Origin of the sequence: Agrobacterium sp. MCAB5, assembly GCF_052114365.1 — a bacterium.
Lineage (GTDB): Bacteria > Pseudomonadota > Alphaproteobacteria > Rhizobiales > Rhizobiaceae > Agrobacterium > Agrobacterium tumefaciens.
Window position 1 is genome coordinate 171,444 of the sequence record NZ_JBFREP010000001.1, and the last position, 21,212, is coordinate 192,655.

24 protein-coding genes and 1 tRNA gene are annotated in these 21,212 nt (G+C 56.9%); 10 read left to right on the forward strand and 15 right to left on the reverse strand.

All coding sequences use genetic code 11. From position 1 onward, the window contains the following. Window positions 1-326 precede the first annotated feature (326 nt). Window positions 327-2,174 carry an AAA family ATPase gene (locus tag AB4Z23_RS00815; protein ID WP_441359954.1) on the forward strand — a complete coding sequence of 616 codons (1,848 nt, stop codon included), beginning with the start codon at window positions 327-329 and terminating at the stop codon, window positions 2,172-2,174. 333 nt (window positions 2,175-2,507) lie between these two features. On the opposite strand, the gene AB4Z23_RS00820 is transcribed toward AB4Z23_RS00815, so the two are convergent. The 5 genes from AB4Z23_RS00820 to AB4Z23_RS00840 all read right to left on the reverse strand — a co-directional run bounded on the left by AB4Z23_RS00820 (window position 2,508) and on the right by AB4Z23_RS00840 (window position 5,468). Beyond that, window positions 2,508-2,882, reverse strand: a complete 375-nt coding sequence (locus tag AB4Z23_RS00820) for a hypothetical protein (RefSeq protein ID WP_441359955.1) — start codon at window positions 2,880-2,882, stop codon at window positions 2,508-2,510. Further along, window positions 2,872-3,372, reverse strand: coding sequence for an ImmA/IrrE family metallo-endopeptidase (locus tag AB4Z23_RS00825; protein WP_421445275.1), 501 nt, complete (start codon window positions 3,370-3,372; stop codon window positions 2,872-2,874). The genes AB4Z23_RS00820 and AB4Z23_RS00825 overlap by 11 nt, the downstream gene beginning before the upstream one ends. A gap of 531 nt (window positions 3,373-3,903) precedes the next feature. Then, entirely contained in the window at window positions 3,904-4,533 is a 630-nt protein-coding gene (locus AB4Z23_RS00830; protein ID WP_441359956.1) for a hypothetical protein, read from the reverse strand. Window positions 4,534-4,545: 12 nt separating this feature from the next. Next, on the reverse strand, window positions 4,546-4,950 hold the full coding sequence (locus AB4Z23_RS00835) for a hypothetical protein (protein WP_441359957.1): 405 nt from the start codon (window positions 4,948-4,950) through the stop codon (window positions 4,546-4,548). Continuing rightward, entirely contained in the window at window positions 4,947-5,468 is a 522-nt protein-coding gene (locus AB4Z23_RS00840) for a hypothetical protein (protein WP_441359958.1), read from the reverse strand. Before AB4Z23_RS00840 ends, AB4Z23_RS00835 begins: the two co-directional genes overlap by 4 nt. 397 nt (window positions 5,469-5,865) lie before the next feature. Here AB4Z23_RS00840 and AB4Z23_RS00845 point away from each other — a divergent pair, with 397 nt between their 5' ends. The 3 genes from AB4Z23_RS00845 (at window position 5,866) to AB4Z23_RS00855 (ending at window position 7,235) form a co-directional block, all read left to right on the forward strand. Beyond that, window positions 5,866-6,159, forward strand: a complete 294-nt coding sequence (locus AB4Z23_RS00845) for a hypothetical protein (RefSeq protein WP_441359959.1) — start codon at window positions 5,866-5,868, stop codon at window positions 6,157-6,159. A 153-nt stretch (window positions 6,160-6,312) separates the two neighbouring features. Further along, window positions 6,313-6,945, forward strand: coding sequence for a recombinase family protein (locus AB4Z23_RS00850; RefSeq protein WP_441359960.1), 633 nt, complete (start codon window positions 6,313-6,315; stop codon window positions 6,943-6,945). Next, entirely contained in the window at window positions 6,879-7,235 is a 357-nt protein-coding gene (locus AB4Z23_RS00855) for a helix-turn-helix domain-containing protein (RefSeq protein ID WP_421445247.1), read from the forward strand. Before AB4Z23_RS00850 ends, AB4Z23_RS00855 begins: the two co-directional genes overlap by 67 nt. 306 nt (window positions 7,236-7,541) lie before the next feature. Here the strand turns inward: AB4Z23_RS00855 and AB4Z23_RS00860 are convergent, their stop codons facing one another. The 8 genes from AB4Z23_RS00860 to AB4Z23_RS00895 all read right to left on the reverse strand — a co-directional run bounded on the left by AB4Z23_RS00860 (window position 7,542) and on the right by AB4Z23_RS00895 (window position 14,821). Beyond that, window positions 7,542-7,844, reverse strand: a complete 303-nt coding sequence (locus tag AB4Z23_RS00860) for a hypothetical protein (protein ID WP_441359961.1) — start codon at window positions 7,842-7,844, stop codon at window positions 7,542-7,544. Window positions 7,845-8,632: 788 nt separating this feature from the next. Then, a complete protein-coding gene (locus AB4Z23_RS00865; protein ID WP_441359962.1) occupies window positions 8,633-10,930 on the reverse strand; it encodes an AAA family ATPase in 2,298 nt (765 codons plus the stop codon). A gap of 421 nt (window positions 10,931-11,351) precedes the next feature. Then, window positions 11,352-12,143: a hypothetical protein gene (locus AB4Z23_RS00870; RefSeq protein ID WP_441359963.1), complete on the reverse strand. Its 792-nt coding sequence runs from the start codon at window positions 12,141-12,143 to the stop codon at window positions 11,352-11,354. A gap of 25 nt (window positions 12,144-12,168) precedes the next feature. After that, window positions 12,169-12,357 carry a helix-turn-helix transcriptional regulator gene (locus tag AB4Z23_RS00875; RefSeq protein WP_113082762.1) on the reverse strand — a complete coding sequence of 63 codons (189 nt, stop codon included), beginning with the start codon at window positions 12,355-12,357 and terminating at the stop codon, window positions 12,169-12,171. Between the two features lie 189 nt (window positions 12,358-12,546). Beyond that, complete coding sequence (locus AB4Z23_RS00880; protein ID WP_441359964.1) at window positions 12,547-12,921, reverse strand: hypothetical protein; 375 nt, start codon at window positions 12,919-12,921, stop codon at window positions 12,547-12,549. Further along, complete coding sequence (locus AB4Z23_RS00885; protein ID WP_441359965.1) at window positions 12,918-14,123, reverse strand: tyrosine-type recombinase/integrase; 1,206 nt, start codon at window positions 14,121-14,123, stop codon at window positions 12,918-12,920. The genes AB4Z23_RS00880 and AB4Z23_RS00885 overlap by 4 nt, the downstream gene beginning before the upstream one ends. A 185-nt stretch (window positions 14,124-14,308) precedes the next feature. Further along, window positions 14,309-14,395, reverse strand: a tRNA-Leu gene (locus AB4Z23_RS00890). 120 nt (window positions 14,396-14,515) lie between these two features. Further along, on the reverse strand, window positions 14,516-14,821 hold the full coding sequence (locus tag AB4Z23_RS00895) for a SelT/SelW/SelH family protein (protein ID WP_080799759.1): 306 nt from the start codon (window positions 14,819-14,821) through the stop codon (window positions 14,516-14,518). A 145-nt stretch (window positions 14,822-14,966) separates the two neighbouring features. Between AB4Z23_RS00895 and AB4Z23_RS00900 the strand changes: the two genes are divergently transcribed. The 4 genes from AB4Z23_RS00900 to AB4Z23_RS00915 all read left to right on the forward strand — a co-directional run bounded on the left by AB4Z23_RS00900 (window position 14,967) and on the right by AB4Z23_RS00915 (window position 17,803). After that, entirely contained in the window at window positions 14,967-15,416 is a 450-nt protein-coding gene (locus AB4Z23_RS00900; RefSeq protein WP_003514571.1) for a DoxX family protein, read from the forward strand. A 138-nt stretch (window positions 15,417-15,554) separates the two neighbouring features. Continuing rightward, entirely contained in the window at window positions 15,555-16,253 is a 699-nt protein-coding gene (locus AB4Z23_RS00905; protein ID WP_162692032.1) for a type 1 glutamine amidotransferase, read from the forward strand. A gap of 86 nt (window positions 16,254-16,339) precedes the next feature. After that, window positions 16,340-16,528, forward strand: a complete 189-nt coding sequence (locus AB4Z23_RS00910; RefSeq protein WP_003514584.1) for a YegP family protein — start codon at window positions 16,340-16,342, stop codon at window positions 16,526-16,528. 177 nt (window positions 16,529-16,705) lie between these two features. Beyond that, on the forward strand, window positions 16,706-17,803 hold the full coding sequence (locus tag AB4Z23_RS00915) for a glycoside hydrolase family 25 protein (RefSeq protein WP_080799754.1): 1,098 nt from the start codon (window positions 16,706-16,708) through the stop codon (window positions 17,801-17,803). Window positions 17,804-17,814: 11 nt separating this feature from the next. Here AB4Z23_RS00915 and AB4Z23_RS00920 read toward each other — a convergent pair whose 3' ends face one another. Further along, window positions 17,815-18,690, reverse strand: a complete 876-nt coding sequence (locus AB4Z23_RS00920; RefSeq protein ID WP_065659781.1) for a DMT family transporter — start codon at window positions 18,688-18,690, stop codon at window positions 17,815-17,817. A 116-nt stretch (window positions 18,691-18,806) separates the two neighbouring features. On the opposite strand from AB4Z23_RS00920, the gene AB4Z23_RS00925 reads away from it, so the two are divergent. Continuing rightward, complete coding sequence (locus tag AB4Z23_RS00925) at window positions 18,807-20,204, forward strand: aminotransferase-like domain-containing protein (protein ID WP_065688416.1); 1,398 nt, start codon at window positions 18,807-18,809, stop codon at window positions 20,202-20,204. A gap of 88 nt (window positions 20,205-20,292) precedes the next feature. Then, window positions 20,293-20,610 (forward strand): hypothetical protein, encoded by a 318-nt coding sequence (locus AB4Z23_RS00930; RefSeq protein ID WP_038489500.1) that lies wholly within the window; start codon window positions 20,293-20,295, stop codon window positions 20,608-20,610. A gap of 70 nt (window positions 20,611-20,680) precedes the next feature. On the opposite strand, the gene AB4Z23_RS00935 is transcribed toward AB4Z23_RS00930, so the two are convergent. Continuing rightward, complete coding sequence (locus AB4Z23_RS00935) at window positions 20,681-21,139, reverse strand: Rrf2 family transcriptional regulator (protein WP_441359966.1); 459 nt, start codon at window positions 21,137-21,139, stop codon at window positions 20,681-20,683. Window positions 21,140-21,212: the final 73 nt, after the last annotated feature.

Consider the following 21,212-nt stretch of genomic DNA (forward strand, 5'->3'; position numbering starts at 1 on the left):
GGACTGAATGTTGCTGTTTTTTCGTCTAAGTGTTTGATCTGGCTAAGATCAAAAATGGAATGGTGCCCAGAAGAGGCTCCACATTCTATTTCTAAGAGATTGAAATTAATATATAAAATAAGTGGCGAACGCTCATGGTACCAGCAAATGTACCAGCATACTTGCGTCACCTTGCAATCTGGCGATAGGCGCCTCTTTTCGTCGTGCGGTCCGGTATGGCGCTGCATTATCCACAGTTTATTCTCGTTAAAGTTTTTACAGGCAGTGCTCGCAACTTCATATTACAAAACGCGGAAGATTGAGATCGAGAATTCGGGCGGGTGAAAATGCGGATTGTTGAACTACAGCTGGAGAGCTACGGCAGTTTCAAGGACAGTGGCGCTATTAAGTTCGGACCGAGCTTAAACTTTGTTGTCGGCCAGAACAACTCAGGAAAATCCGCCCTGATCTCCTGTTTACACTCATTCCTCAACAATCCGCACCGCAATGCAGAATTGTATCAGGCAGAGAGGCTTCGCCCGTCCAGGCAAAATCTCAAACTTGCGATCGTGCCGAATGAACTGGCGCTTGAAGCATTGCGTGGTGGCGGTGTTATAAATTGGCCGATTGGAGATGTAACTGTCCCGGGCGCTTTAGCCCAAGGGCAGATGGACACATTTTTTAAAGCACCTGAGACAGAACTTGGCCTCGAACGGGAGGGTGGAGGAGGCTTTAAGATCATTAAGGGCGCGCCCTACAAAACTGGCGGTTCCGTCCTGCAATTCAAACTGGATTTTGATTTGAATATTTCCGGCGGACACCACGTTTCCGGCCCTCCAATATCAATTCCTCCGTTGCTCACGGCTGTATGGGACGCCAAGCTTTTTTACTTCAACGCACAGCGTTATAACATCGGTGTGTGCGATATCACCCAAGTCGAACGTCTAAATGCGGACGCACGCAACCTCCCAGCCGTCCTAATGCGGCTTGCAGGCGATCGCGGCGACGTTTTCCGCGAGCTCGCGCAACATATGCGCGACATATTTCCGAGTGTGAAAAACATTAGTGTCACCAACACATCACAAACTCAAAACCTAGAAATCCTCGTCTGGCCTACTGTAGAGCAGCGGCATCGAGAACTTAGTGTAAGCTTGAACGAAAGCGGGACGGGACTGTCGCAGGTTCTGGCTATCCTTACTGTCGCTATGACTATGGAAAAAAGCATTATTGTGATCGACGAGATTAGCAGCTTCCTGCATCCTGCGGCCGCAAAGGCACTCGTTAGGATCCTGGAAAGTCACTATTCCCAGCACCAATATATCATTTCCACCCATTCTCCTGAGGTGATAGCGGCTAGTTCGCCCTCAACTGTCCATCTAGTTAGGAAGGATGGCTTCGAGTCTTCTGTCATAAAAATCGACCTGAAAGATATTTATCAGTTGCGCGAGGTTACGAATGAGCTCGGTGTCTCAATGACCGACGTGTTTGCTGCCGACAGGGTTGTGTGGGTGGAGGGGCCTACGGAAGAAAAATGCTTTGCTTATCTTTTCGAGCAAACGCGCGAGGAAAGTAAAGCCAGCCATTTGCTATCTGCCCCACAATTTACTGCCGTTGTGGCGACCGGCGATTTTACGAAGCGAGCTCGGCGCGATCTGGTTTTTCACATCTATTCTCGGCTTTCGGCCGCTGCGTTGTCGGTTGAAAGTCACGCGACATTTGCTTTTGATCGAGAAGAGCTGACAGAGCAACAGATGGACGACTTACGTAGAACAGGTAACGGTCAGGTTGAGTTTCTGCCCCGGCGGCTTTTCGAGTGCTACCTACTCTCCCCCGCGGCGATTACAAAGGTGATTAATGCTGAGCTGGACGAAACCGATGCTGTCACCGTGGATGTGGTTGAGAAATTAATGACGGAACTCGCCGCAGATCCTCGCTTCGACAAGCAGAAGTTATGGTCGGGATCTATCATCGACCAGGCTTGGCTGAAGCAGGTGGATGCCGCAAAATTATTGGATGAAGTGTTTAGCGGCGCCTCCAATGCGAAGCTCACCTTTCAGAAGCGAAAACACTCGTTCGAATTGATGAAAGATATTCTTGAGCACGATGCTGACAGCCTCGCGGAACTGATAGATTTTGTACGTAAGTTGGCTGTGCCAAGCGAAAAGCGTGAAAACCCAAGGCCCGAGCGTGATTAGTAGTGCTCGTCGCCGTGACGTTTGGTTGTTTTGCGCCGGTCAAGCTCTGAGCCGATTTTGTTTCCAACGATGGCGCATGAAACTCCCGCAACAGCGAAGCCAGCGAGAGGAATAGCGGTACCGAGCGCGGCAAGTCCCATTCCGCCAATAAGTGTCGCGCCACCGATAGTTCCAGATATACCGCCTATCGTCGTCAGTCGAATTTCGTGTTTGCGTCCGCGGGGAGAGCACCGTTGACTTTCGACGATAGCGACACCGCTGCCCTGGCGGCACCTTTGGATAAACCGGCCGCTCTTACGACGCCGAGACGCAGCTTTCGTGACCCACTCATCGTCACTTTGCGCCCTTTCCGAAAAGGTATGCCAGAGCTCCACCGGAGAAAGCTAATGCACGCTCAGCCTGCGTCGACCAAAAGGTAGTTATCTCCGCGACTGAGGCATTTCCGGCCATAATCCAGCAGAAGGCGGTGCCGGCCACTCCAGAGACCATTGCGATAAATGCAACTGACGTAGTGGCTGCAGAGTCACTGCCGAACAGGCGTCCGAACACACCCATTTCTGAGCGCCGCATTGCTTCTCGATGGCGGTTGTTTTCCTGAGTGAGCTTGAGCTGATAGCTGTGACCGCCTGAAATTGCCTCGTCGAGCTCGGGGTCATCCTTGCTGGTTTCTTCAATCGCCTGTTTTGCGGCCTTGCGGTCAGACGCCATACTCGTAAGCAAGCCTGTTTTTGATCATCGGGACGGAAACAGCAAACAATTTGGAGAGACTTTCGACTGTCGAGCCTTTCCAGTATTGATCCAACATGAAGCGAGGAACGAGAAGATGCGCAGCGAAAGCGTTTGCTTCTTTCTCATGCGGCTCATTACCAGAATAGTCGCCATCGCGCATGAGCATCTTATAATCTTCTGATTTTGCCCATTCCGAATGTAATATCTGGTGGCCTAACTCATGCGCGACTGTGAACGTTTGCCGAAGCGGAAACTCGTCGCGATTGACATAGATGGCGTTGTCCTCGCAGTCGTAGAATCCTGAAATGTTTTGGAAGTCGCCACCAAACTTCGCAAACATCACGTCTACGCCGAGGTTGCGTGCAATCTCGACGGGGTTAACCGGAGGCGCGGTGATATCGAACTCGTCATGGAGACGACGAACCGCCCGCTTGACGGCGGCGTAGTCGGGCTTTGCTAGACCATTCACACCAATCCCTCCGTTATCCGCAAATCACTTCGTACGTTATATATATGGAAATACAAAAACCGGATACCAAAATTTGGTTGACTTTTTTCTCGATAAGAGTCCTCCCGAAGAATCGAGCTGGCGGCCCGCGGAGGCGCTCCAAACATCAAGCCGCCAACGTCATCGGCAATCATACATTTGATAGTTCGATACAGCGGTTTCGAAATCGGATTGTGCGTTCCGGAGACGGCGAAATTCGGATGAGCAATCGTCCGTACCTTGGCTATTTTCAATGCACCCCACGTAACGGCGCAAATACCCGGAAATCTCCGACGTTGCGCTGTTGTAAGCTTCGACCGCATCCGAACATTCGTTAGCCGCGGCCGACCCGGCAAAGCACGTCAGCACCGCAATTGTCATCCTGAATAATCTCATCTTCGATGCGCTCCGTCTGCCACGATCACTGTCCGTGACGAAATCACAAATGCAGCCGGAAGTCGAGGTGATGGTGCAGTTCTACTTAAAGCCTAGTCTGCTGCGGAGCCGCCGATATCACTTCTTGACTACCACCGACCCGGCGTTATCGAATAGTCCCGTTGAATACCGCCCAATCTGCGAACTCCCGGCGCCAGATCCAGCGTACGCATTTGCCCGCTCCAGCGCGGCCTGTGTCCCGAGACCGGCGGAGAATTCCGCAAATAGCTGTGAAAGCGGGCTGTAGGCCGCTGGCTGCGAGAGCGCCGACGCGCGCGTGATGGCCGAGCTGGCGGCCCCTTCTGCGTCGCCTGTGGCGTTCAGCGTGGAAACCAGATTGCCGCGCGCGTCTTCAACGGCCGTTCGTGCCTGCGTGGCCTGCGACAACGCGTCGTCCGCGAGCTTCTGCTTGTTGGTATCGTAGAGCTGTTGCAGTTCGCCCGCCTTCTCGGCGCGCACCGAACTGTTCAGCAGACCGCCACGAGAAAGGGCAAAAGTCAGTTCCTTCTGCGCCTTGCCGTATTGGTCTTCAAGCTGTGGTGAAGCGTAGTCCAAGTAAGACTGCCGACGCTGATCGAAATAGCCGTCGTTGAACTGCCCGTCAAAAATGGAGTTTACGCGCTCGGTACCCTGACGAATGCGGTCCTGCCGCTGCTGTTCGTCTGCCCGTGCCTGTGCGGCCTCATTGCCGCCGCCCTTCTTGCCCATAGTTGTGTCCAATCAGTTCGCGTTGGTGGTTTGAAGCGTCGCGAGTTCCCGCAGCAGAACGAGCCGGGTAAGATCTCCTTTTAAAAGCCCGACCTGCAATAAGCACTTCCGAGCGTGACGATCGTCCATCAACCCTACGAGTTCCCGCGCCGCGTCCAAAAATTCGTAGACGTCGGACGAGGCTATTTCCCCGATTACGCTCTGCGCCAGGAGGGGCTTAACGTCTTCCAGCAGTGCGCATATCGCCGACTTTGACGGCCCAGCGATTGACCGCGTGAAGCCCGAAAAAGCCAAATCTCCGATACCGCCAAGCGCCTCGTTGACAAATACGACGGGATCTTGCCCGGCGGCGGCACGCTCCAACGCGTCCTCAATTCGTGTCACGCGCTCTTCGATATTTCTCGTTGTGCCTATCACGCTGCTGATCTCCTGAGTATCTCTGCAACGGCTTCTGTGCGGCGCTGGTTGGCTCTTCGGCCAATATCTTCAAGCAGACAAAGGTTGTGGCATGTGTTCCGCAACCAACGGGCATATGCCTGGAAATCCGCGAAGAGGTGTTTGTGCCGGGTATCGCGCGCTTCGTCGGTTTCGGCCCACCAGCAAATCAAGCCGGCAACGGCGTTCACAGCTTGCACCGCAGTGGGCCGTTCCCGTGACGCATCAAACAGGCGCAATATGGGCGTATGCGCAAGCGCCAGCGATCGCAACAGCTGGTCCCGTTGGTGTGGAGAAATTCGTGCGTGCCGGCGTGACGTTTCGGTTTGCAACGAGCAGAGGGCTTCGGACAAATTGAATGCTTGTTCCGTGCCGGCCGCAACGCGAGCGAGACAGTCGGAAAGCCAATCAATCGTATGCTCAAGCTCCGTCGGCTCGGGCGAAGCTTCGCAGCCGAGGGGCGGCAGTCCGTTATAGTCGTGTTTCGGATCGTTCGTCATGATTAGAAAGATAGTTGGCGAGTAACCGCGAATATAGCGGGCGATATGATCGCGGGTTTCGCGGTCGCCAGATCGGCGAGTTCGAAAAGTTCCAGCCCGTCGCGATTTTGTGGCGGATCCCGGCGTGCCGCGCCGGCTGCAATTCGGAGTATACCCAGGGGGCGGGGGTGCGTGTTCGTACGTACGGCGCAACAACGGGGTGTGTAATTCAGTAATGCAAGTTACGATCTGTATTTATTGTATGAAAATGTTGCGCGCATCAAAATACATTGACCATCAATATTTATTGATACTATCAACTCAGCAGAATTAATGCCGAAGGAATGGAAAGTCACTATTGACATATAGAACCATGTAAAAGAATCTAGCAGCACGAACCGCAATAGGAGGTGCTGCCATGAACAACGTCGTAAATTTTGCCAATTACGCCAACCTTATGAACGAACGAGGCGCCCAAAATCTCGCCGCCATTGCTGACGTGGTCGCCTTCGAACCCCCGAGGCGAACGGACCGAGAGGCGGAGTTGGCTATGCTTTTGAGACTGAGCGCAGCGCTATTGCGAGCAGAGGCATTGGACGACGCCGATGAGATTTACGAAGCACGGGACGACTTGGAAGTGATGGTTCTCCATACGGAGTTTCCGGACATCCGGCACCGTGCCCTCGAAGCTCTTAAAGCGGCGGGGAGATGAAACTCTTGTGAGCGTTTCGGATGTATTTTTTGAGTGTACCTCAACCGAACCGTTTCCACGGCGCCAAGAACCGCTCGGGATCGAGTATTCGAACCACTCAAAACAGACTGCCGCTTTGGGAACTACTCAAATCGAACCGTGGAGGTTTCAAACATGTTTGTCCGAGCTTATATGCGAGCCAGCACTCTGGAACAGGATGCAGGCCGCGCAAAATCACAGCTGGAAAGCTTTGCCAAAGATAAAGGTTTTTCGATTGCTGCATTCTATGTCGAAAATGAAAGTGGCGCGTCGCTGAAGCGTCCGGAGCTTTTTCGGCTACTCTCGGACTGCAGCCCGAACGACGTGTTGCTGACCGAGCAGGTTGACCGGCTGTCGCGACTTAATGAGGCGGATTGGGAGGCGCTCAAGAGCGAGATAGACGCGCGACAGGTGCGCGTCGTGGCTCTTGATCTTCCCACGTCACATATGATGTTGGCCGCTGCCGAAGACCCGTTTACCGGCCGCATGTTCAAGGCCGTCAACGCGATGATGCTCGATATGTTGGCCGCGATCGCGCGCAAGGACTATGAAGACCGTCGCCGGCGGCAGGCGCAGGGTGTCGAGAAGGCGAAGAGCTCGGGGCGATATAAGGGGCGCCCAGAGGACACGGACCGCAACGCGGCACTTATACGCATGCTGAAATCTAAAATGAGCTGGAATGACATCGTCGCCGCGACCGGATGCTCCAGATCTACGCTCTTCCGCCTTGCGCGGCGTATCAAAGAAGAGGCGCAGGCCACAGCGTGACCCACCGTTTTCTCACGGAGCCGGAAGTGGCCGAAATACTGCGATGCTCTCGGCAGAAGGTGCAACGTTTGCGCCTTTCCGGGCAGCTGGCGTATCTCCCTGGCCGTCCTGTTCTCATCGCGCAGACGGACCTTGATGCGTTCATTGCGGAGAAGTCGCGCCTCGCCAGCTCGACGGGAAAGCGCGAAAAGAAGTCAGACACAAATTCGAGCGCTGAAGACGCTCGCAAGTGGGCGATGCAGGCTGTCCTGCTGAAGCGAAGAGGAAAGCGCGCTCCTGTAAAGCCCTAGCCTCTGGCCGATCAGCAGCGTAGTCTGCGGTCCCGACCCAACCGACAAGGAAATACCGATGCCGCTACCTGCTGACTGCCAGGCGCATTATCTCGCCGTCGCTACGGAAACCTTGCTGGACCAGATGCGCTCGTCTGATCTGACGCCCGGCGCGGCAGCTCGGAATATAGAGCTTGCGGAACTGATATGTGAAAGCGCCAGAATTCTACGCGCTGAGCTGCGACCAGGAGTCACCCCAAGGCCAGCTGAAGACAGGTGTGGAGGTCAGCCGTCTGCCAACGTCGTCTTCCTTCGGCGGGGACCTCGCTAACCGAACACGTCAGGGTCGTCGGTAGTCGTTGTTGCTGACCGGCGGGCGAGATGCGCGATCCGGGCGGCGATCTCTTCAGCTGTCATTTCATGTGGCGCTTTTTCGTTGTATCGCTCCTGCTTGTCGAAGTAGCCGGCGACACGGAACAACGTCGCGGAAGCTGTCGCGCGCGCCGGCGCAGGAGCTTTTGCATCGCTGCATACTGCGAGGCTCGCTTCATATGCGGCCCGTACGCCCTCTGTGCGGATCCGGGTAAGCAGATCTCTTTGTACGTCGTCTACGTTCGGCTGCTTAGCCATGGTGCTCTCCTTAATCAAACACATCGAAACGCGGCTTAGCGCGTCGCTCCAACTCGTCTATGAGCGTTTGAATTCTCTCCACCTCTCCACGGGCCGGCTGCGGCGGCAGCTCGATCAAGGTGCGGGCTTCCTTCGCTTGTCTGCGTCGCTCACGTGCCTCTGCACGACCCGTCGCGGAAACGGCCCTGTGCGCAGCTAGCCAACGATCGTAACGTGCTCGCTGTGCTGGCGTCATGTTCGCGAGCCTCTTGTCTCGCGCGCGCTGCGCCTTCTCCAGATCCCGGAGCTTCCCCACCAGTTTCTTTTCGGCGTCTGCCGCGTCGCGGTTAGGCCACCGCGGCTTGTGCCAGGCGTCGCCCTTCGGCGTCCGGCCGCCGTGGTAACAGCATCGCCCGTTCGCCATGGCGATCTGCTGGCAGGGTTTCCCATCATGTTTCCGCTTTGCGCCGCACTGCTTGCGGGTCGTCCGCAAGTTTCGGTGCCAGCGGAGGATAGCGGCGCGCGCCTGCTCGATATGTCCAGGGTATTTCATAGACTAAACCCCAACTTCAATTTCAACGCCCTTAAGGTATCGCTTAGACTGCGCAGCCTTCCGCGGCGAAAATAACCTCTTCGGGCCGCCGGTGGTTCGAGGACCGGTGGGGTGGTGGGTATATATATACCCCCACCGCTCCACCGTTTTGGGCCGGAACGAAAACACCGCTCTGCACCGAACACCACCGATTTAGCTATCCTATTGAAAATATTGGGTTTCGTATTCCACCACATTTGCACCGCTACCCACCGCATCAGTCATCTTCATTGTTCGGCTCAAACCAGGCCTCAACCTTCTCTTTTTCGGACAGGTTGTCCCGCCGCACGCACCAAAGACCGGCTTTCGGCTTCGTAATGAGACGCTTTTTAAGCATGGTGCGAAGTCGTGACCGCAATGCTTCCTTGCTCAACGGAGCGTAGGTCGCTGCGTACGCATCGACGATCGCGCTTTCTTTGAAACCATTGGCCGAAGCCTCTTTGTCTTGAAGGCTGTTCAGGATCGCCAGAATTTCCAATTCGGCATCCGTCGGCTCGCCTGCCGGTTTCTCCGTATGTGACACAAGACGGACGACGCAGGATGTTATCGGGTCGCCGTCGTTGTCTCGGCCAAGCTCGACACGATCGAGAACGAAAGCGCGTCGGAAGTTGCCATCGAGGTCACGCTGTTTGGTGACGTTAATCTCGTTGTCCGCGATCTCGATCTCCGTGTCAGTAGCGGCACGCAGGAGGGAGTGACCTCGCGCACCGCGCGCTCTTTCTTTCCCCGAGTGATGGACGAGCATCACATGGGCCTTCGTCTGCAGGCGCAAATGATCGATATGCTTTACCAGCGCCCCCATGTCCGTCGACGCATTCTCGTCGCCGCCAGCGAGCGCGCGAGACAACGTGTCGATCACGATAAGGCCGACGCCCTCGCACGCGCGAACAGTTTCGATCAACGGGACGAGATCCGCTTCGGCGTTGCGGAGGTTGACCCCTGACAGATGGAATTGAAAACGTGGGTCGCCGGCGTATTGCCCTTGAAACCGCTGCTGCAAAGCCCTCGCACGGCGCCGGGCGCCTTGCCCGCCCTCGGCGGCAACATAAACGACGCCTAGTTGCGCCGTCCTTCGGTCAGCCCATGACATACCCGTTGCGACATGGAACGCCAGATCCATGGCAACAAAGGTTTTACCGACATTGCTCTCGCCATAAAGAACCGAAAGTGCTCCCTCGTCCAACAGACCCTTAATGAGCGGTTTCGTCGAATGGTCGAGAGCGGAGCCCGCCGCGTCGTTGAACGAAACGAGATCCAGTAGCTTCGTCGGCTTGGACTGTTTCGGCGGGCTCTCCATGATGTCGTCGGGGATTTCTTCAAAAAAATCGAGTGGATCAGGCTCAGTCCGGGCGTTTGCCCAGCAGCGTGCAAGCTCTCTTCGGAGCTCTTGATCGTCCCATTCCTCTATACGCGGCTTGTGCGGGCTCGTGGCGTGCTCCCAGACGAACAGCAGCGCGCCCAACTCATCAATCGAGAAAGATGCTGTCTTCAATCGAAGCGCGAGATTGAAGCGTGCAGCGGATGCCGACTTGTCTGCGCCGTTGGCCTGGCCGGATGCCCATAACCTCGCCAGCGCTGGCCGCTCGGCACACGCTAGCTCGAATTTCTCTCGAAGGTCGAGTGGCAATTCGTCAAAGCTAGCGGCGGCCGAAACCTTGTGGATGTCGATCGCCTGCTTCAGCTGCTCAATTTCCGGATTTCGATCGACAGCGTCGGCTTTCGACGCAGTAGGGTAATGGTTGCCTACCTCTTGAAAAGCGTACCGCGCGCCGCACCACATTACGGATGCCCGGCGTGTTTTCTGACCTCGGGCCACCTTCTCAGCGGTGGGGATATTCGTTGTTCCTGGTAGGCGCATGATGCGATCGACGTTTTCGACGCTGTCTCCACCGAAGCGCTGAATGAGACCGCGGCCTTGCGCCTCTGCTGCCGCCTGGTGCGTTTTGGCATCGAGTTTTTCAGATAGGATCCAGAACGCTTGGATACCGCCACCGCTATCCAGGACGGCTGTGGGTGGGCACGCCTCGGCCCGCAGATGACGCACGATCCCGCGAAGGCGAGAGCGCTCGTTTTCGAAGTGCGTCGCGAGATCCGCGCCTGTCGGAGGTTTCTCAATATCGATGTCGATGCACAACGCGCGAACAGCCGATATATCGGATTTGGAGAGCTTCTTGTTGGGCGCTATAGCTGCCGGTTCATTCACACTGAAATACAGGTTTAGTCGACCCTCGCGCTTGTCGATCCAATCCGCCATCACGGTCCAGTCATTGGGCGCAAAGGTCCGTGCTTCCGGCGGCGCCTCTCGCTTGGGGTCCAATGCGGTGAGATTGTGCCGGCCACCAAGATCGAGAGATTTCAGAAACTCGATTGCATTATTAGAAGGCTTTTCGGCAGGGGCGACATTAGTGCGTTCAGAAGCCACGCCTGCTCGCCGCTCGATGTCTGCTGCACGCAGCTCGGCGAAACTTCTGGCGGGTTGCCTGAAAGGACCGCGATTGATATCATGATCAAGCATTGAGAAAATCTCCAGCCGGCTGCACTGTGACGAGTGCGCCGGCTTGTTTATTTGGTGTTGTCGATAACCAGACGGAGAAAGGGCCGCCGCCTTCGCGGAAATTCTGCCGGGGCTTCTTCGTTACCCGCCGTCCGATTGATAAGTGAGACTATGCTGTCGGTGGTTACGCGCATTGGGCCGTCCTCATGCGCTCTGACGCCCCGAAGTGCGCGCGAGACAATTCTGTTGCGCACCCATGTTTGCGAACGACCAAGGATCGCCGCTGCTTCAGCGACGCTGACGTGCGCGCGGTCTCCCCATGGCGGTGCATTTGGGGTCGAAGTCATTCGTTTTCCCTCAGGTTGTTACAAATCAATTGTCAGGATGCGGTATAGCCTCCAGCGAAAACAGTCGCTGTCAGCCCTAGCAAATTAGCGGTGAGCTAGGCGGCCAACGATGACAGCCTAAGCACGCGTTCGGCTCGGTCGATTTGCTCGAAAATGTCGTAGTGGTGGTGGATAGCTGAGGCCAGCGCCGCACCTCTATACCGTTTCAGGCATCCCACACTGGTCGATTTCGCGGCGATGTAATCAAGTGCTCGGAACCGACGCTCTATGCGGTCTAGGCGATCCACGCCCAGGAGCATTCCGACTATGTCGGCGGGGGTGTGCCATTTATCATAGGCCTTGAGCGCGCGGCTTATGTGATCCGGATCCAGCCCGTGCCCCCGGGAGCTGTTGGTCATTTCTTCGTTGAAAAACGTGGCGAGGGCCTGCGGGCCGGGCCGACCGAGTGCTTCGTTTGCGGCCTTTACTACGTCCCAACAAGTCGTCTTTCGGAAGCCGTTTGCTGGTTGTTGCGCGATACGGGACTTTTCGTCATAGGCCCGTGCCAGAGCATCAACCGCGAGCCTCATGCCGATAGACGACACCTTGAGCATGTCGCGAACACGGGTATCCTGGAGTTCGGACGCGCCAATCGCGGTGAACTGCTTCGAAACGTGTTCATCAACAGAGAGACCGTTGCGCGCGGCTCTCAGATTGAAACGCGACCATTTTCGCGCCTCTCGGTCCTCCAGGCCGTCCGGCGGGCTCACGCAACCCAACCACGGCGATGGTGCGTCTGTGGGGAACTCTTCGTCATCGACTATCGTGAAGGAAGCGACGAAAAACTCGAAGCGGCTTCCTTTCGGTGGATGGGTGAGAAAGACATCGTATCGTCTCTCGTTCGACATCGAAAATCTCCACTATTGGACAGAGTTAAGCTGCAGCCTCTATCTGCGCTGCCATCCACTTGCGGACCGCGGAGAGCGGCCAGCGGGAGGCTTTGCCAAGCTTCACGGGTTTGGGGAAATCGCCGCCTTTGACCATCGCGTAGACACGACTTTGGGAGAGGCCGATCATGTTTTCGACCTCGTCAATTTTGATAAACCGATCAGTATTTTCCATACTTACCTCCGGGAAAGCTGGTGAAGCGCTAGGGAGCGCTGTGGAGTTCCATGGAGTATTGTATTTGTATCAGGGTGTATGGCGCCACATGATACATGCGGGACCATAAGCCGTTGATAAGAGGGTGGTATCGTCGTTAAATCCACCGCTTCAAATTGAAGAGCCGGACCGAGCGCGACGGCGAAGCCGTCAAGTCTGTTTCCGCGGCTTCGGCCGCAAAGGTCGCTTCGACATCGCCGATTTATAAGATGACGCTGCCGGATCTCTCAGCCAGCGTTCCACCGCTGGCAAATTGTCGATTGTGGGCATGAAAGCGCCGGGGGCAGCATTCTTGCGCTCATTTTCGATCAGCCATAAGGCGCGCTGCTGGAAAGAGTTGCCCCACCGTTTCGATGTTTGGATGCGGACAATATCAAGCGTTGTCAGTTCCTGGCGCTTTCGAAGCCGCCTTATTAAATCCTTTGCCATCACCTCAAAGTCGCCGCTCTCCGCGATATGTTCGGGCAATCGAGGGATTCTACCGGACCGCTTTCCTTTTTTTCGAATGGTCGGTTTATCCGTCATGCGAAAACGTCAAATTTTTCGCGGAGCATCGCGTCGATCTCGTCTGCCCACGCCTGCGCCATCAGAACACGTTCATCCCAGTGAAGGCCGCGATGATATGCTCGCCGCACCTGGTCTGCGCTGACATGTGCCAACTCGGCTTCGATCGCGTCTGCTGCCCATTTGCCGCTCTCGTTCAAAAGCGTGGATGCGCTGGCGCGAAAGCCATGGCTCGTCATTTCGTCGGACGAGAACCCGAGTCGACGCAGCGCGCCGTTCAACGTGTTTTCCGACATCGGCCGCTTTCTGGTGTGCACAGCGGGGAAAACGAGCGTGCCGTCACCAGTCAGTTTTTTTACCCTTTCAAGGATGGCTATGGCCTGCTTGGGAAGTGGCTTTCTGTGTTCCCGCCTCATTTTCGCGCGCTCTTTGGGGATAGCCCACTCTGCGTTCTTCAGGTCGAATTCGACCCACTCGGCTTGCCGCAGTTCGCCCGGACGCGGATAGAGTAGGGCCATCAGTTGCAGCGCTGCGCGTGTCTCTGGCATTCCATCGTAGGTCCAGATCGCCCGGATCAGTCCGGCAAACGATTTGCGGTCGGTTGCGGCCGCGCGGTGGGTGACGACCGGCGCAATTAGCGCGCCGCGCAAAGCGCCTGTCGGGTCATTGACGGCTCTGGCGGTCGCAATGGCATATCTGAACACCTGCCCGATGGTCGATCGAAGCCGGCGGGCAGTTTCGTGGTTGCCTTCGTTCTCCACTTTCCGGAGACAAGCGAGAATTTCCGCAGCGCTGATCTCGGTAATGGGCCTGTTGGCGAGATCTTTCTTTGCCATGCCAACCAGCCAGCGCTTTTTCGACATGGTCGCGCCCGCCCGGCCCTCTGCCTCTATCTTGGCGATGAAGTCTTCGGCGATGATGCCAAAGGTGTTGCCCGCTACAGTTTGCCGCTCCACTCGTTGGAGCTTCGTATGGACTGCTGGGTCGACGCCAGCCACGACGAGGGCCTTTAGTTCCTCCCGCCTCTTGCGCGCATCTGAAAGCCCGACTCCTGGATACGCGCCGAAGGCCGCGGTCTGCTGCTTTCCATTAAAGCGATAGTTCAAGCGCCAGAGCTTTGAACCTGCCGGTGTTACAAAGAGATAGAGCCCACCGCCGTCGCTCAGCTTCTTGGGCGAAGCCTGCGGCTTGAAGTTCCTGATCTGCACGTCGGATAAGGGCATGGTGTTGGTACCGAGCTGCGGAAAAGCGACCAAAAAGGCGCCGATACCAACAAAAGTACCAACAAAAACGGTGGATGCAAGTGGACGTGTGTGGAGCGCCACGGAAACACGGGCAACAAAAAAGCCCGGCGAACCGGGCTTTTTGAACTCGACCGATCCTGTGCGGACCGTCGAACATTTGAAATTGGTGCCCAGAAGAGGACTCGAACCTCCACACCCTTGCGAGTACCAGCACCTGAAGCTGGCGCGTCTACCAATTCCGCCATCTGGGCGACGGAGAGCGATGTACGAGGGCAGCCGCCCGGTGTCAACAGACTTTTTGAACTTTTATGACGATCATTGATTTTAAAGGGAAAAAACTTGGTTAGACGCTGTTGAAACATGTTGCCGCGTCAATTGTCGAGCCCTTCATGCTTCGTCCTGTCGACATGACCGAGGTCACGTTCCGGGTCGATGATATCGCGGATTCTCTGTTTGAGCTCTTTTGGACCGGGGAAACCGCCATCGCGCTTACGCTCCCATATGGTTTCACCATCTACGGTGATCTCGAACAGGCCACCCGTTGAGGGAATGAGGCTGACTTCGCCTATATCAGAAGCGAAGGTTTGCAAAATCTCCTGCGCCATCCATCCCGCACGAAGCAGCCAGTTGCATTGCGTACAGTAGCGGATGGTTATGCGGGGCTTGGTCTCGGCCATGATCACGTCTCCTTCTGCGCCCGGTGGCAATAATGCTCACGATAATGTCAACTATAATACTCATGTTTTTACCTGCGGCATGCTTGTTCTTATCATGCTGCTTTGCGAACAGATAAGCCATCGAAGGCTAAAACGCGGAGATCCCATGGCCCAGTTCGACAATAATCGTCAGCGTCTTTTCGTTCCGGCGGTCGCACCTCTTTATAATTCGACACATGATCTGGTGGAGACCGTTCTGCGCGTCGTGGCCGGGCTTCTTCTTGTCACCCACGGCTTCGGCAAGATCGCCAATCCGTTCGGGGCTGTCGGCATGGTGGAGAGCCTCGGCTTTTATCCGGGTGTATTCTGGTCACCTCTCCTGGCCGCCACCGAATTTTTCGGTGGAATTCTCGTGGCCATTGGGCTGTTCACGCGGCCGGCATCCTTTGCCGCAATGATCGTGCTTTTAGTAACGGTCTATTTTCACGGTATCGTAAAGGCGGAAGGTCTGGGTGGCGCGGAAAAATCAGTTCTCTGGGCAGCCATTTTCCTGTTCTTCGCTGTCCGCGGCGGCAACCGGCATTCCGTCGACGCGAAGCTGTCGCGGGAATTTTAAGATGCCACAGGCCGGCTTGTCCGCTTATTGCCTTGCTGACGATATTGCGCCTCTTGAAAATCCGTTTTTCTCGTGGTGAAGCTGAATTCGATCGGCGATACCGGCCGATCGAATTCCCCGTTGTCGGCAAGAGGCCCCATGCGCGTTGCAATTATCGAAAACATGGCGGGCACGCCGCATGGACAGATCGGCATCGCTCTGGAAGAGGCAGGGGCTGACGTGCATGTCATCCGCGCCTATGCGGGTGAGCCTCTTCCTCCCGATGCAGCTGCACACGATGCGCTCGTCGTTTTGGGCGGGGAGCAGAACGCTCTTGACGACGTGCTTTATCCCTATCTTCCAGACCTCGCACTTTTGATGAAAGCGTTTGGCGATGCGGACAAGGCCGTGATGGGCGTCTGTCTCGGCAGCCAGTTGCTGGCGCGCGCCTATGGCGGAGAAAATATTCTGGCTGGCCCACCCGAATTCGGCTGGGAAGACGTATCCCTCACGGAGGAGGGCATGTCCGATCCGCTATTGGCGGGGCTCGACAAGACATTTCCCATTTTTCAGTGGCATTGCGACACATTCACGCTTCCTCCCGAGGCGACGAGACTTGCGACCAATGGTGCAACGCGAAATCAGGCTTTTCGCGTTGGCCGGGCCGCCTATGGCACGCAATTTCATTTTGAGGCATCCACGGCCGTGGTCGACGGATGGTGTGAGGCATTCCCGGCTTCCGTAGAAAAAATGGCGCCCGGCTGGATGAACAATTACCACGATCACGGTGGCGGGCGTGCAGATGTGGCCGATGCGACCGGTCTGGAAATTGCCCGTGCCTGGGTACGGCTTGTCTGATTTGGCAATTATCGGTTGCGAATATGGCCAAGGCCGCTCAGAATTGAGTGTGTTTCACCGACGTTTGCCAAGGAGGCACCAAGATCATGTATAAATTCGAAATCTATCAGGACAGGGCCGGGGAATATCGTTTCCGCTTCAAAGCATCCAACGGGGAAACGATGTTTTCGTCAGAAGGATACAAGGCCAAGGCATCGGCCATCCATGCCATCGAATCGATCAAGAAAAATTCCCCCGGCGCCGATACGGTCGATCTGAGCACGATGACCGCCTGAAGCTCTCCGTTTCGCGAAACCTCGAGGCATTCTCCTGCCAGAAATGACGGGCGCGTTGGAAGGTGTCGGCGTAAAGATAAGATTCAGTCTTTTTTGATAATCTTCCGTTAGCAATTGTATTTCGAGGTTCCCGGGCGGCGTCAGAGTGCCCCTGGATTGTTTTGCGTACGGGTTCTCATGCGTTCATCGGCTGTGCCAGCACTTCTCTTCGGTTGCCTTCTGCTTGGTGGCTGTACGTCCAGTTCCGGGCCGGAAAGCCTGATGGCCGGCCTGCCGTCGAAGGAAACCACGAGTTCGGTTACGCCATCCGCGCCGGTGCCGCAGGCAAGCGTGGGCAGCCAACCCATCACGGCCCAGCCGCGACAGGAAGTTCTGGCATGGGGCGGGCCGGTGCCCGAAGAGCCAAAGGCCTTTTCAGCCGTTACCCCACGAGCGCCCGTGCCGCAGAACGCGCTTGAAACCCGTTTGCCGTCACCGTCACAGGCTGGAATGGTACGACCGGCAGAGCGTCCGATGGAGCGTCCGGTACAATTGGCCATGGCTGCAGCCCCGGCGGCCAGTGCCGGTGCGCAGATCCGTTCGCGCATTTTCCGCTCCAGCTTCAGCGATGCCAAACCCATCAATTTCGGCAGGGTCCAGCCGCGCCATTTTCAGGTCCACGGGGTGGATGTCTCGCGCTGGCAGGCCAATATAGACTGGCCGCAGCTGCGCACACGCGGCGCCAACTTCGCCTTCATCAAGGCGACGGATGGCGGCGATCATCTTGACCCGATGTTCCGCACCAACTGGCAGCGTGCAAAGGAAGCGGGCATCCGTCGTGGCGCCTACCACTTCTTCTACTGGTGCCGCTCGGCCGGCGAGCAGGCGGATTGGTTCATTCGCAACGTACCGCGCGATCCGGATGCGCTGCCGCCGGTGATCGACGTGGAATATAACGGCGAATCGAGCTGCAAGATGCGCCATTCCCGTGAGCGTATTCTGGAAAAGATGCGCGTGTTCATGGACAAGCTGGAGCGCCATTACGGCCAGCGTCCGATTATCTATACGGCGCCCGATTTTTATAAAGACAATCTGACCGGCGAGTTCCAGGACTATCCCTTCTGGCTGCGCGCCGTTGCCCAGCATCCGTCCGTGGTCTATCCCGGCCGCAAGTGGTTGTTCTGGCAATATTCCGGCTCCGGCCTGTCGCATGGTGTCGATGGCCGCATCGATCTCAATGTCTTCAACGGCAATGAGGATGCCTGGCATCGCTGGGTAGACCGCCGCTCGAGTTGACGGGGCGGGCGTCAGCGCGAAAATTTTCGCGCGCCGGCAACGCAGAGCACCACCACGAGCGTGATGGCGATCATCGCCGGGCTGACCTCCTCGTGAAGCAGGGTTGCTGCAAGCACCAGCCCGAAGAACGGCTGCAGCAATTGCAGCTGGCCCACCGCGGCAATGCCGCCAAGCGCCAGCCCGCGATACCAGAAGATGAAGCCGATCAGCATGCTGAACAGCGAGACATAGGCGAGGCCGCCCCAGGCCTGCGGGTCGATGCCTGCGAGGGTTTGCGGCCCTGTGAAAAAGGCAAGCGGCAGCATCAGAGGCAGGGAGAGGACCAGTGCCCATGAGATGACCTGCCAGCCCCCCAGTTTGCGGGAAAGGGCAGCACCCTCGGCATATCCCAGCCCACAGACGATAATCGCGCCCAGCATCAAGAGATCGCCGGCAAGTGAGACTCCGAGCCCGGAGGCCAGCGAATTCGACAATGAAAAGCCGGCAACGAGGACGCTGCCCAGGCAGGAAAAGAACCAGAAGGCGGGCCGCGGGCGTTCTCCCCCACGCAGCACGGCAAAAACCGCGGTTGCGAGCGGCAAAAGCCCGACAAAGACGATGGAGTGGGCCGAGGTGATGTGCCGCAAGGCGAGGGCAGTCAACAGCGGGAAGCCGACCACCACGCCGAAGGACACGATGAAAAGGGATGCCATATCATCGCGCGCCGGGCGTTTTTGCCGGAACACAAAAAGCAAAGCGAGCGCCAGAAGGCCGGCTATGCTGGCGCGGGCGAGGGTCAGGAACACCGGATCGAAACCCGTTACCGCAACCCGCGTGGCGGGCAGCGAGCCGCTGAATATCACCACGCCGATAAGGCCGCTCAGCCAACCGCTTGTCGTCTTGTCCATGACCGTCTCCTGCAATTTCCCTTACTTGATCCGGAACGGCTGGTGAAAACAGCGACAATCATATACAATTTCAAGAAACTGTTATGGTTGTTTGGACGGTACGGTTGGAGAGAAATGTGGACGGACACCTCGCGACGGGAACGCGCATAGAACAGGTGATGGCCAGCATGCGGCAACGCATCGCTTCGCGAAGCCTCGTTCCCGGCGCCAGATTGCCATCCGTTCGAGCGCTTGCGAAGGCCATGCAGGTCTCCACTTCAACCGTCGTCGAGGCCTATGACCGGCTGGTTGCCGATGGCACCATAAGTTCGCGACCGGGTTCGGGATTTTATGTGGCGGGTCCGCTAGCGCCCCTGTCTCTGGCCGATATCGAGCCTCGGCTGGACAGGGCTGTGGATCCGCTCTGGGTGTCGCGCCAGGCGCTGGACGAGGGGGCGGCGCTTGCCAAGCCCGGCTGCGGCTGGCTTCCAGCGTCATGGATGCCGGAGCAAGCGCTAAGGCGGGCGATGAGGGCGCTTGCCCGTGCGGATGCTTCCTTGCTGACGGATTATGCGAGCCCAATGGGGCTGTTGCCGCTACGCCAGCTTTTGTCCCGCAGACTTGCCGAACATGGCGTCCAGGCGGGCGCCAGCCAGATCATGCTCACCGATTCCGGCACGCAGGCGATCGATCTCCTGTGTCGTTTCCTGCTGCAGCCAGGGGATACGGTTATTGTCGATGATCCCTGCTATTTTAACTTCCGCGCTCTCTTGCGGGCGCATCGGGTGAAAATCGTTGGTGTGCCCTATACGCCGGCTGGACCGGACCTGCCGCTTTTCGAGCAGGCACTGAAAGAGCATCAGCCGCGCCTTTATATCACCAATTCCGCGATCCATAATCCGACAGGCGCAAGGCTTTCCGCCGTTTCCGCCCATCGCCTGCTGATGCTGGCCGAACAGGCGGGCCTCACCATCATCGAGGATGATATTTTTGCCGATTTTGAAACGCAGGCGGCACCACGGCTGGCTGCTTTCGATGGTCTGAACCGGGTCGTCCAGATCGGCAGTTTTTCTAAAACCCTGTCTGCTTCCGTTCGGTGCGGTTTCATCGCAGCGCCTCCGGCATGGGTGGAAGCCCTGACCGATCTCAAGATTGCCACTGCTTTTGGTGGAGCAAATTTTTCGGCTGCATTGATCCTGTCGCTTTTGACTGACGGTAGTTATCGCAAGCATGTCGAGGCTCTTCGACAGCGTCTCGCGGCGGCGGTGCCTGAGGCGGCGGCGCGTTTGAAAGCGCTTGGATGTGTGCCGTGGATCGAACCGCAGGCGGGCATGTTCTTATGGTGCCGCCTGCCGGAGGGGGTCGACGCCGCCGATGTTGCACGCCGGGCACTGGTGCAAAAGGTGGTGCTGGCACCCGGTAATGTTTTCAGCTCCGCGCAGAACGCATCCGCTTTCATGCGTTTCAATGTGTCGCAAATGGCCGCTCCTCAGGTCATGGCGGTGCTGGCAGATGCCCTCAGGCAGAGCGCGTAATTGTCGCCCATAGTGTGCTGGCTGAGGAGAATCGGAACAAAATCCCGTGAACGCCGTTTTCTTCTCAGAATGAAGAGGAGGAAATACCATGACATTCGATCCAAACAATCCGCGCCCGGACCGCGATCTTCGTCCGGAACTGAATATCAGCAATGAACCGCTTGCCCGCAAGTCTCCGTCCTGGATGCCATGGCTGGCGATTCTCGTTGTCGCATTGGTGGGCGTTTTCGCCTGGTCGCAGATGAGCGGCCCGAACACCGATCCGGCCACGACATCCTCGACCATGCCGCCTGCGGCAACGCAACAGGCACCGGCGCCCGCGACTCCGACCGTCCCGGCAACACCGCCTGCCAACAATGCAGCACCGGCAAGCCCGAATACCGGCGGCACGCAGACGCAGCCGTAATGGGTTAGATAATATGACAAAACCGCCTGCCTTACGGCAGGCGGTTTTTTATTGCGCCAACTCTGCGGCGTTAGAGCTGATCCATCGCGGAGGGGTGGTTGGACAATCTGGACCAGCGGCTCATCGATTCCTCCGCCAGCGCGGAAAGCGTAATGTTTCCGAAGCGGGACAGGAGAATGGTCTCCGCCTCGTTCATGGCGTCGAAAAGGGCAGCATTGACGGCCTGCTCTATGACGCAGTTAGGATTATCTCCTGCCAGCCCAATCGAGAACAATTCCGGCGCGCCAAGCGCCCGGTAAATGTCGAGCAGCGTGATTTCGCTGAGCGGTCGCGCCAGAACCCAGCCACCGCCATGGCCTTTTCCCGACGACACGTAACCGTGCTCCCGCAAGCCCGCCATGGTTCTGCGCACCACCACCGGGTTCGTCTGCAACATCGCCGCGATGCTTTCCGAGGTCGCCGCACCCTCGTGTTTCTCCATATGGATCAAAATATGCAGCAGCCGTGAAAGGCGCGTGTCGTGTCTCATCGGTGAAATCCGCCTGTTTTTCGCGACATTACCAGTTAGCCTGTGATGTAACAATATAAGTTGCGTGACTATT

What these genes read in the sequence shown, in the direction of transcription:
- AB4Z23_RS00815 (WP_441359954.1), top strand. Translation starts at nt 327, where the DNA reads ATGCGGATTGTTGAACTACAGCTGGAGAGCTACGGCAGTTTCAAGGAC.
- AB4Z23_RS00820 (WP_441359955.1), bottom strand. Translation starts at nt 2,882, where the DNA reads ATGGCGTCTGACCGCAAGGCCGCAAAACAGGCGATTGAAGAAACCAGC.
- AB4Z23_RS00830 (WP_441359956.1), bottom strand. Translation starts at nt 4,533, where the DNA reads ATGGGCAAGAAGGGCGGCGGCAATGAGGCCGCACAGGCACGGGCAGAC.
- AB4Z23_RS00840 (WP_441359958.1), bottom strand. Translation starts at nt 5,468, where the DNA reads ATGACGAACGATCCGAAACACGACTATAACGGACTGCCGCCCCTCGGC.
- AB4Z23_RS00845 (WP_441359959.1), top strand. Translation starts at nt 5,866, where the DNA reads ATGAACAACGTCGTAAATTTTGCCAATTACGCCAACCTTATGAACGAA.
- AB4Z23_RS00850 (WP_441359960.1), top strand. Translation starts at nt 6,313, where the DNA reads ATGTTTGTCCGAGCTTATATGCGAGCCAGCACTCTGGAACAGGATGCA.
- AB4Z23_RS00855 (WP_421445247.1), top strand. Translation starts at nt 6,879, where the DNA reads ATGCTCCAGATCTACGCTCTTCCGCCTTGCGCGGCGTATCAAAGAAGA.
- AB4Z23_RS00860 (WP_441359961.1), bottom strand. Translation starts at nt 7,844, where the DNA reads ATGGCTAAGCAGCCGAACGTAGACGACGTACAAAGAGATCTGCTTACC.
- AB4Z23_RS00865 (WP_441359962.1), bottom strand. Translation starts at nt 10,930, where the DNA reads ATGCTTGATCATGATATCAATCGCGGTCCTTTCAGGCAACCCGCCAGA.
- AB4Z23_RS00870 (WP_441359963.1), bottom strand. Translation starts at nt 12,143, where the DNA reads ATGTCGAACGAGAGACGATACGATGTCTTTCTCACCCATCCACCGAAA.
- AB4Z23_RS00875 (WP_113082762.1), bottom strand. Translation starts at nt 12,357, where the DNA reads ATGGAAAATACTGATCGGTTTATCAAAATTGACGAGGTCGAAAACATG.
- AB4Z23_RS00880 (WP_441359964.1), bottom strand. Translation starts at nt 12,921, where the DNA reads ATGACGGATAAACCGACCATTCGAAAAAAAGGAAAGCGGTCCGGTAGA.
- AB4Z23_RS00885 (WP_441359965.1), bottom strand. Translation starts at nt 14,123, where the DNA reads ATGCCCTTATCCGACGTGCAGATCAGGAACTTCAAGCCGCAGGCTTCG.
- AB4Z23_RS00895 (WP_080799759.1), bottom strand. Translation starts at nt 14,821, where the DNA reads ATGGCCGAGACCAAGCCCCGCATAACCATCCGCTACTGTACGCAATGC.
- AB4Z23_RS00900 (WP_003514571.1), top strand. Translation starts at nt 14,967, where the DNA reads ATGGCCCAGTTCGACAATAATCGTCAGCGTCTTTTCGTTCCGGCGGTC.
- AB4Z23_RS00905 (WP_162692032.1), top strand. Translation starts at nt 15,555, where the DNA reads ATGCGCGTTGCAATTATCGAAAACATGGCGGGCACGCCGCATGGACAG.
- AB4Z23_RS00910 (WP_003514584.1), top strand. Translation starts at nt 16,340, where the DNA reads ATGTATAAATTCGAAATCTATCAGGACAGGGCCGGGGAATATCGTTTC.
- AB4Z23_RS00915 (WP_080799754.1), top strand. Translation starts at nt 16,706, where the DNA reads ATGCGTTCATCGGCTGTGCCAGCACTTCTCTTCGGTTGCCTTCTGCTT.
- AB4Z23_RS00920 (WP_065659781.1), bottom strand. Translation starts at nt 18,690, where the DNA reads ATGGACAAGACGACAAGCGGTTGGCTGAGCGGCCTTATCGGCGTGGTG.
- AB4Z23_RS00930 (WP_038489500.1), top strand. Translation starts at nt 20,293, where the DNA reads ATGACATTCGATCCAAACAATCCGCGCCCGGACCGCGATCTTCGTCCG.
- AB4Z23_RS00935 (WP_441359966.1), bottom strand. Translation starts at nt 21,139, where the DNA reads ATGAGACACGACACGCGCCTTTCACGGCTGCTGCATATTTTGATCCAT.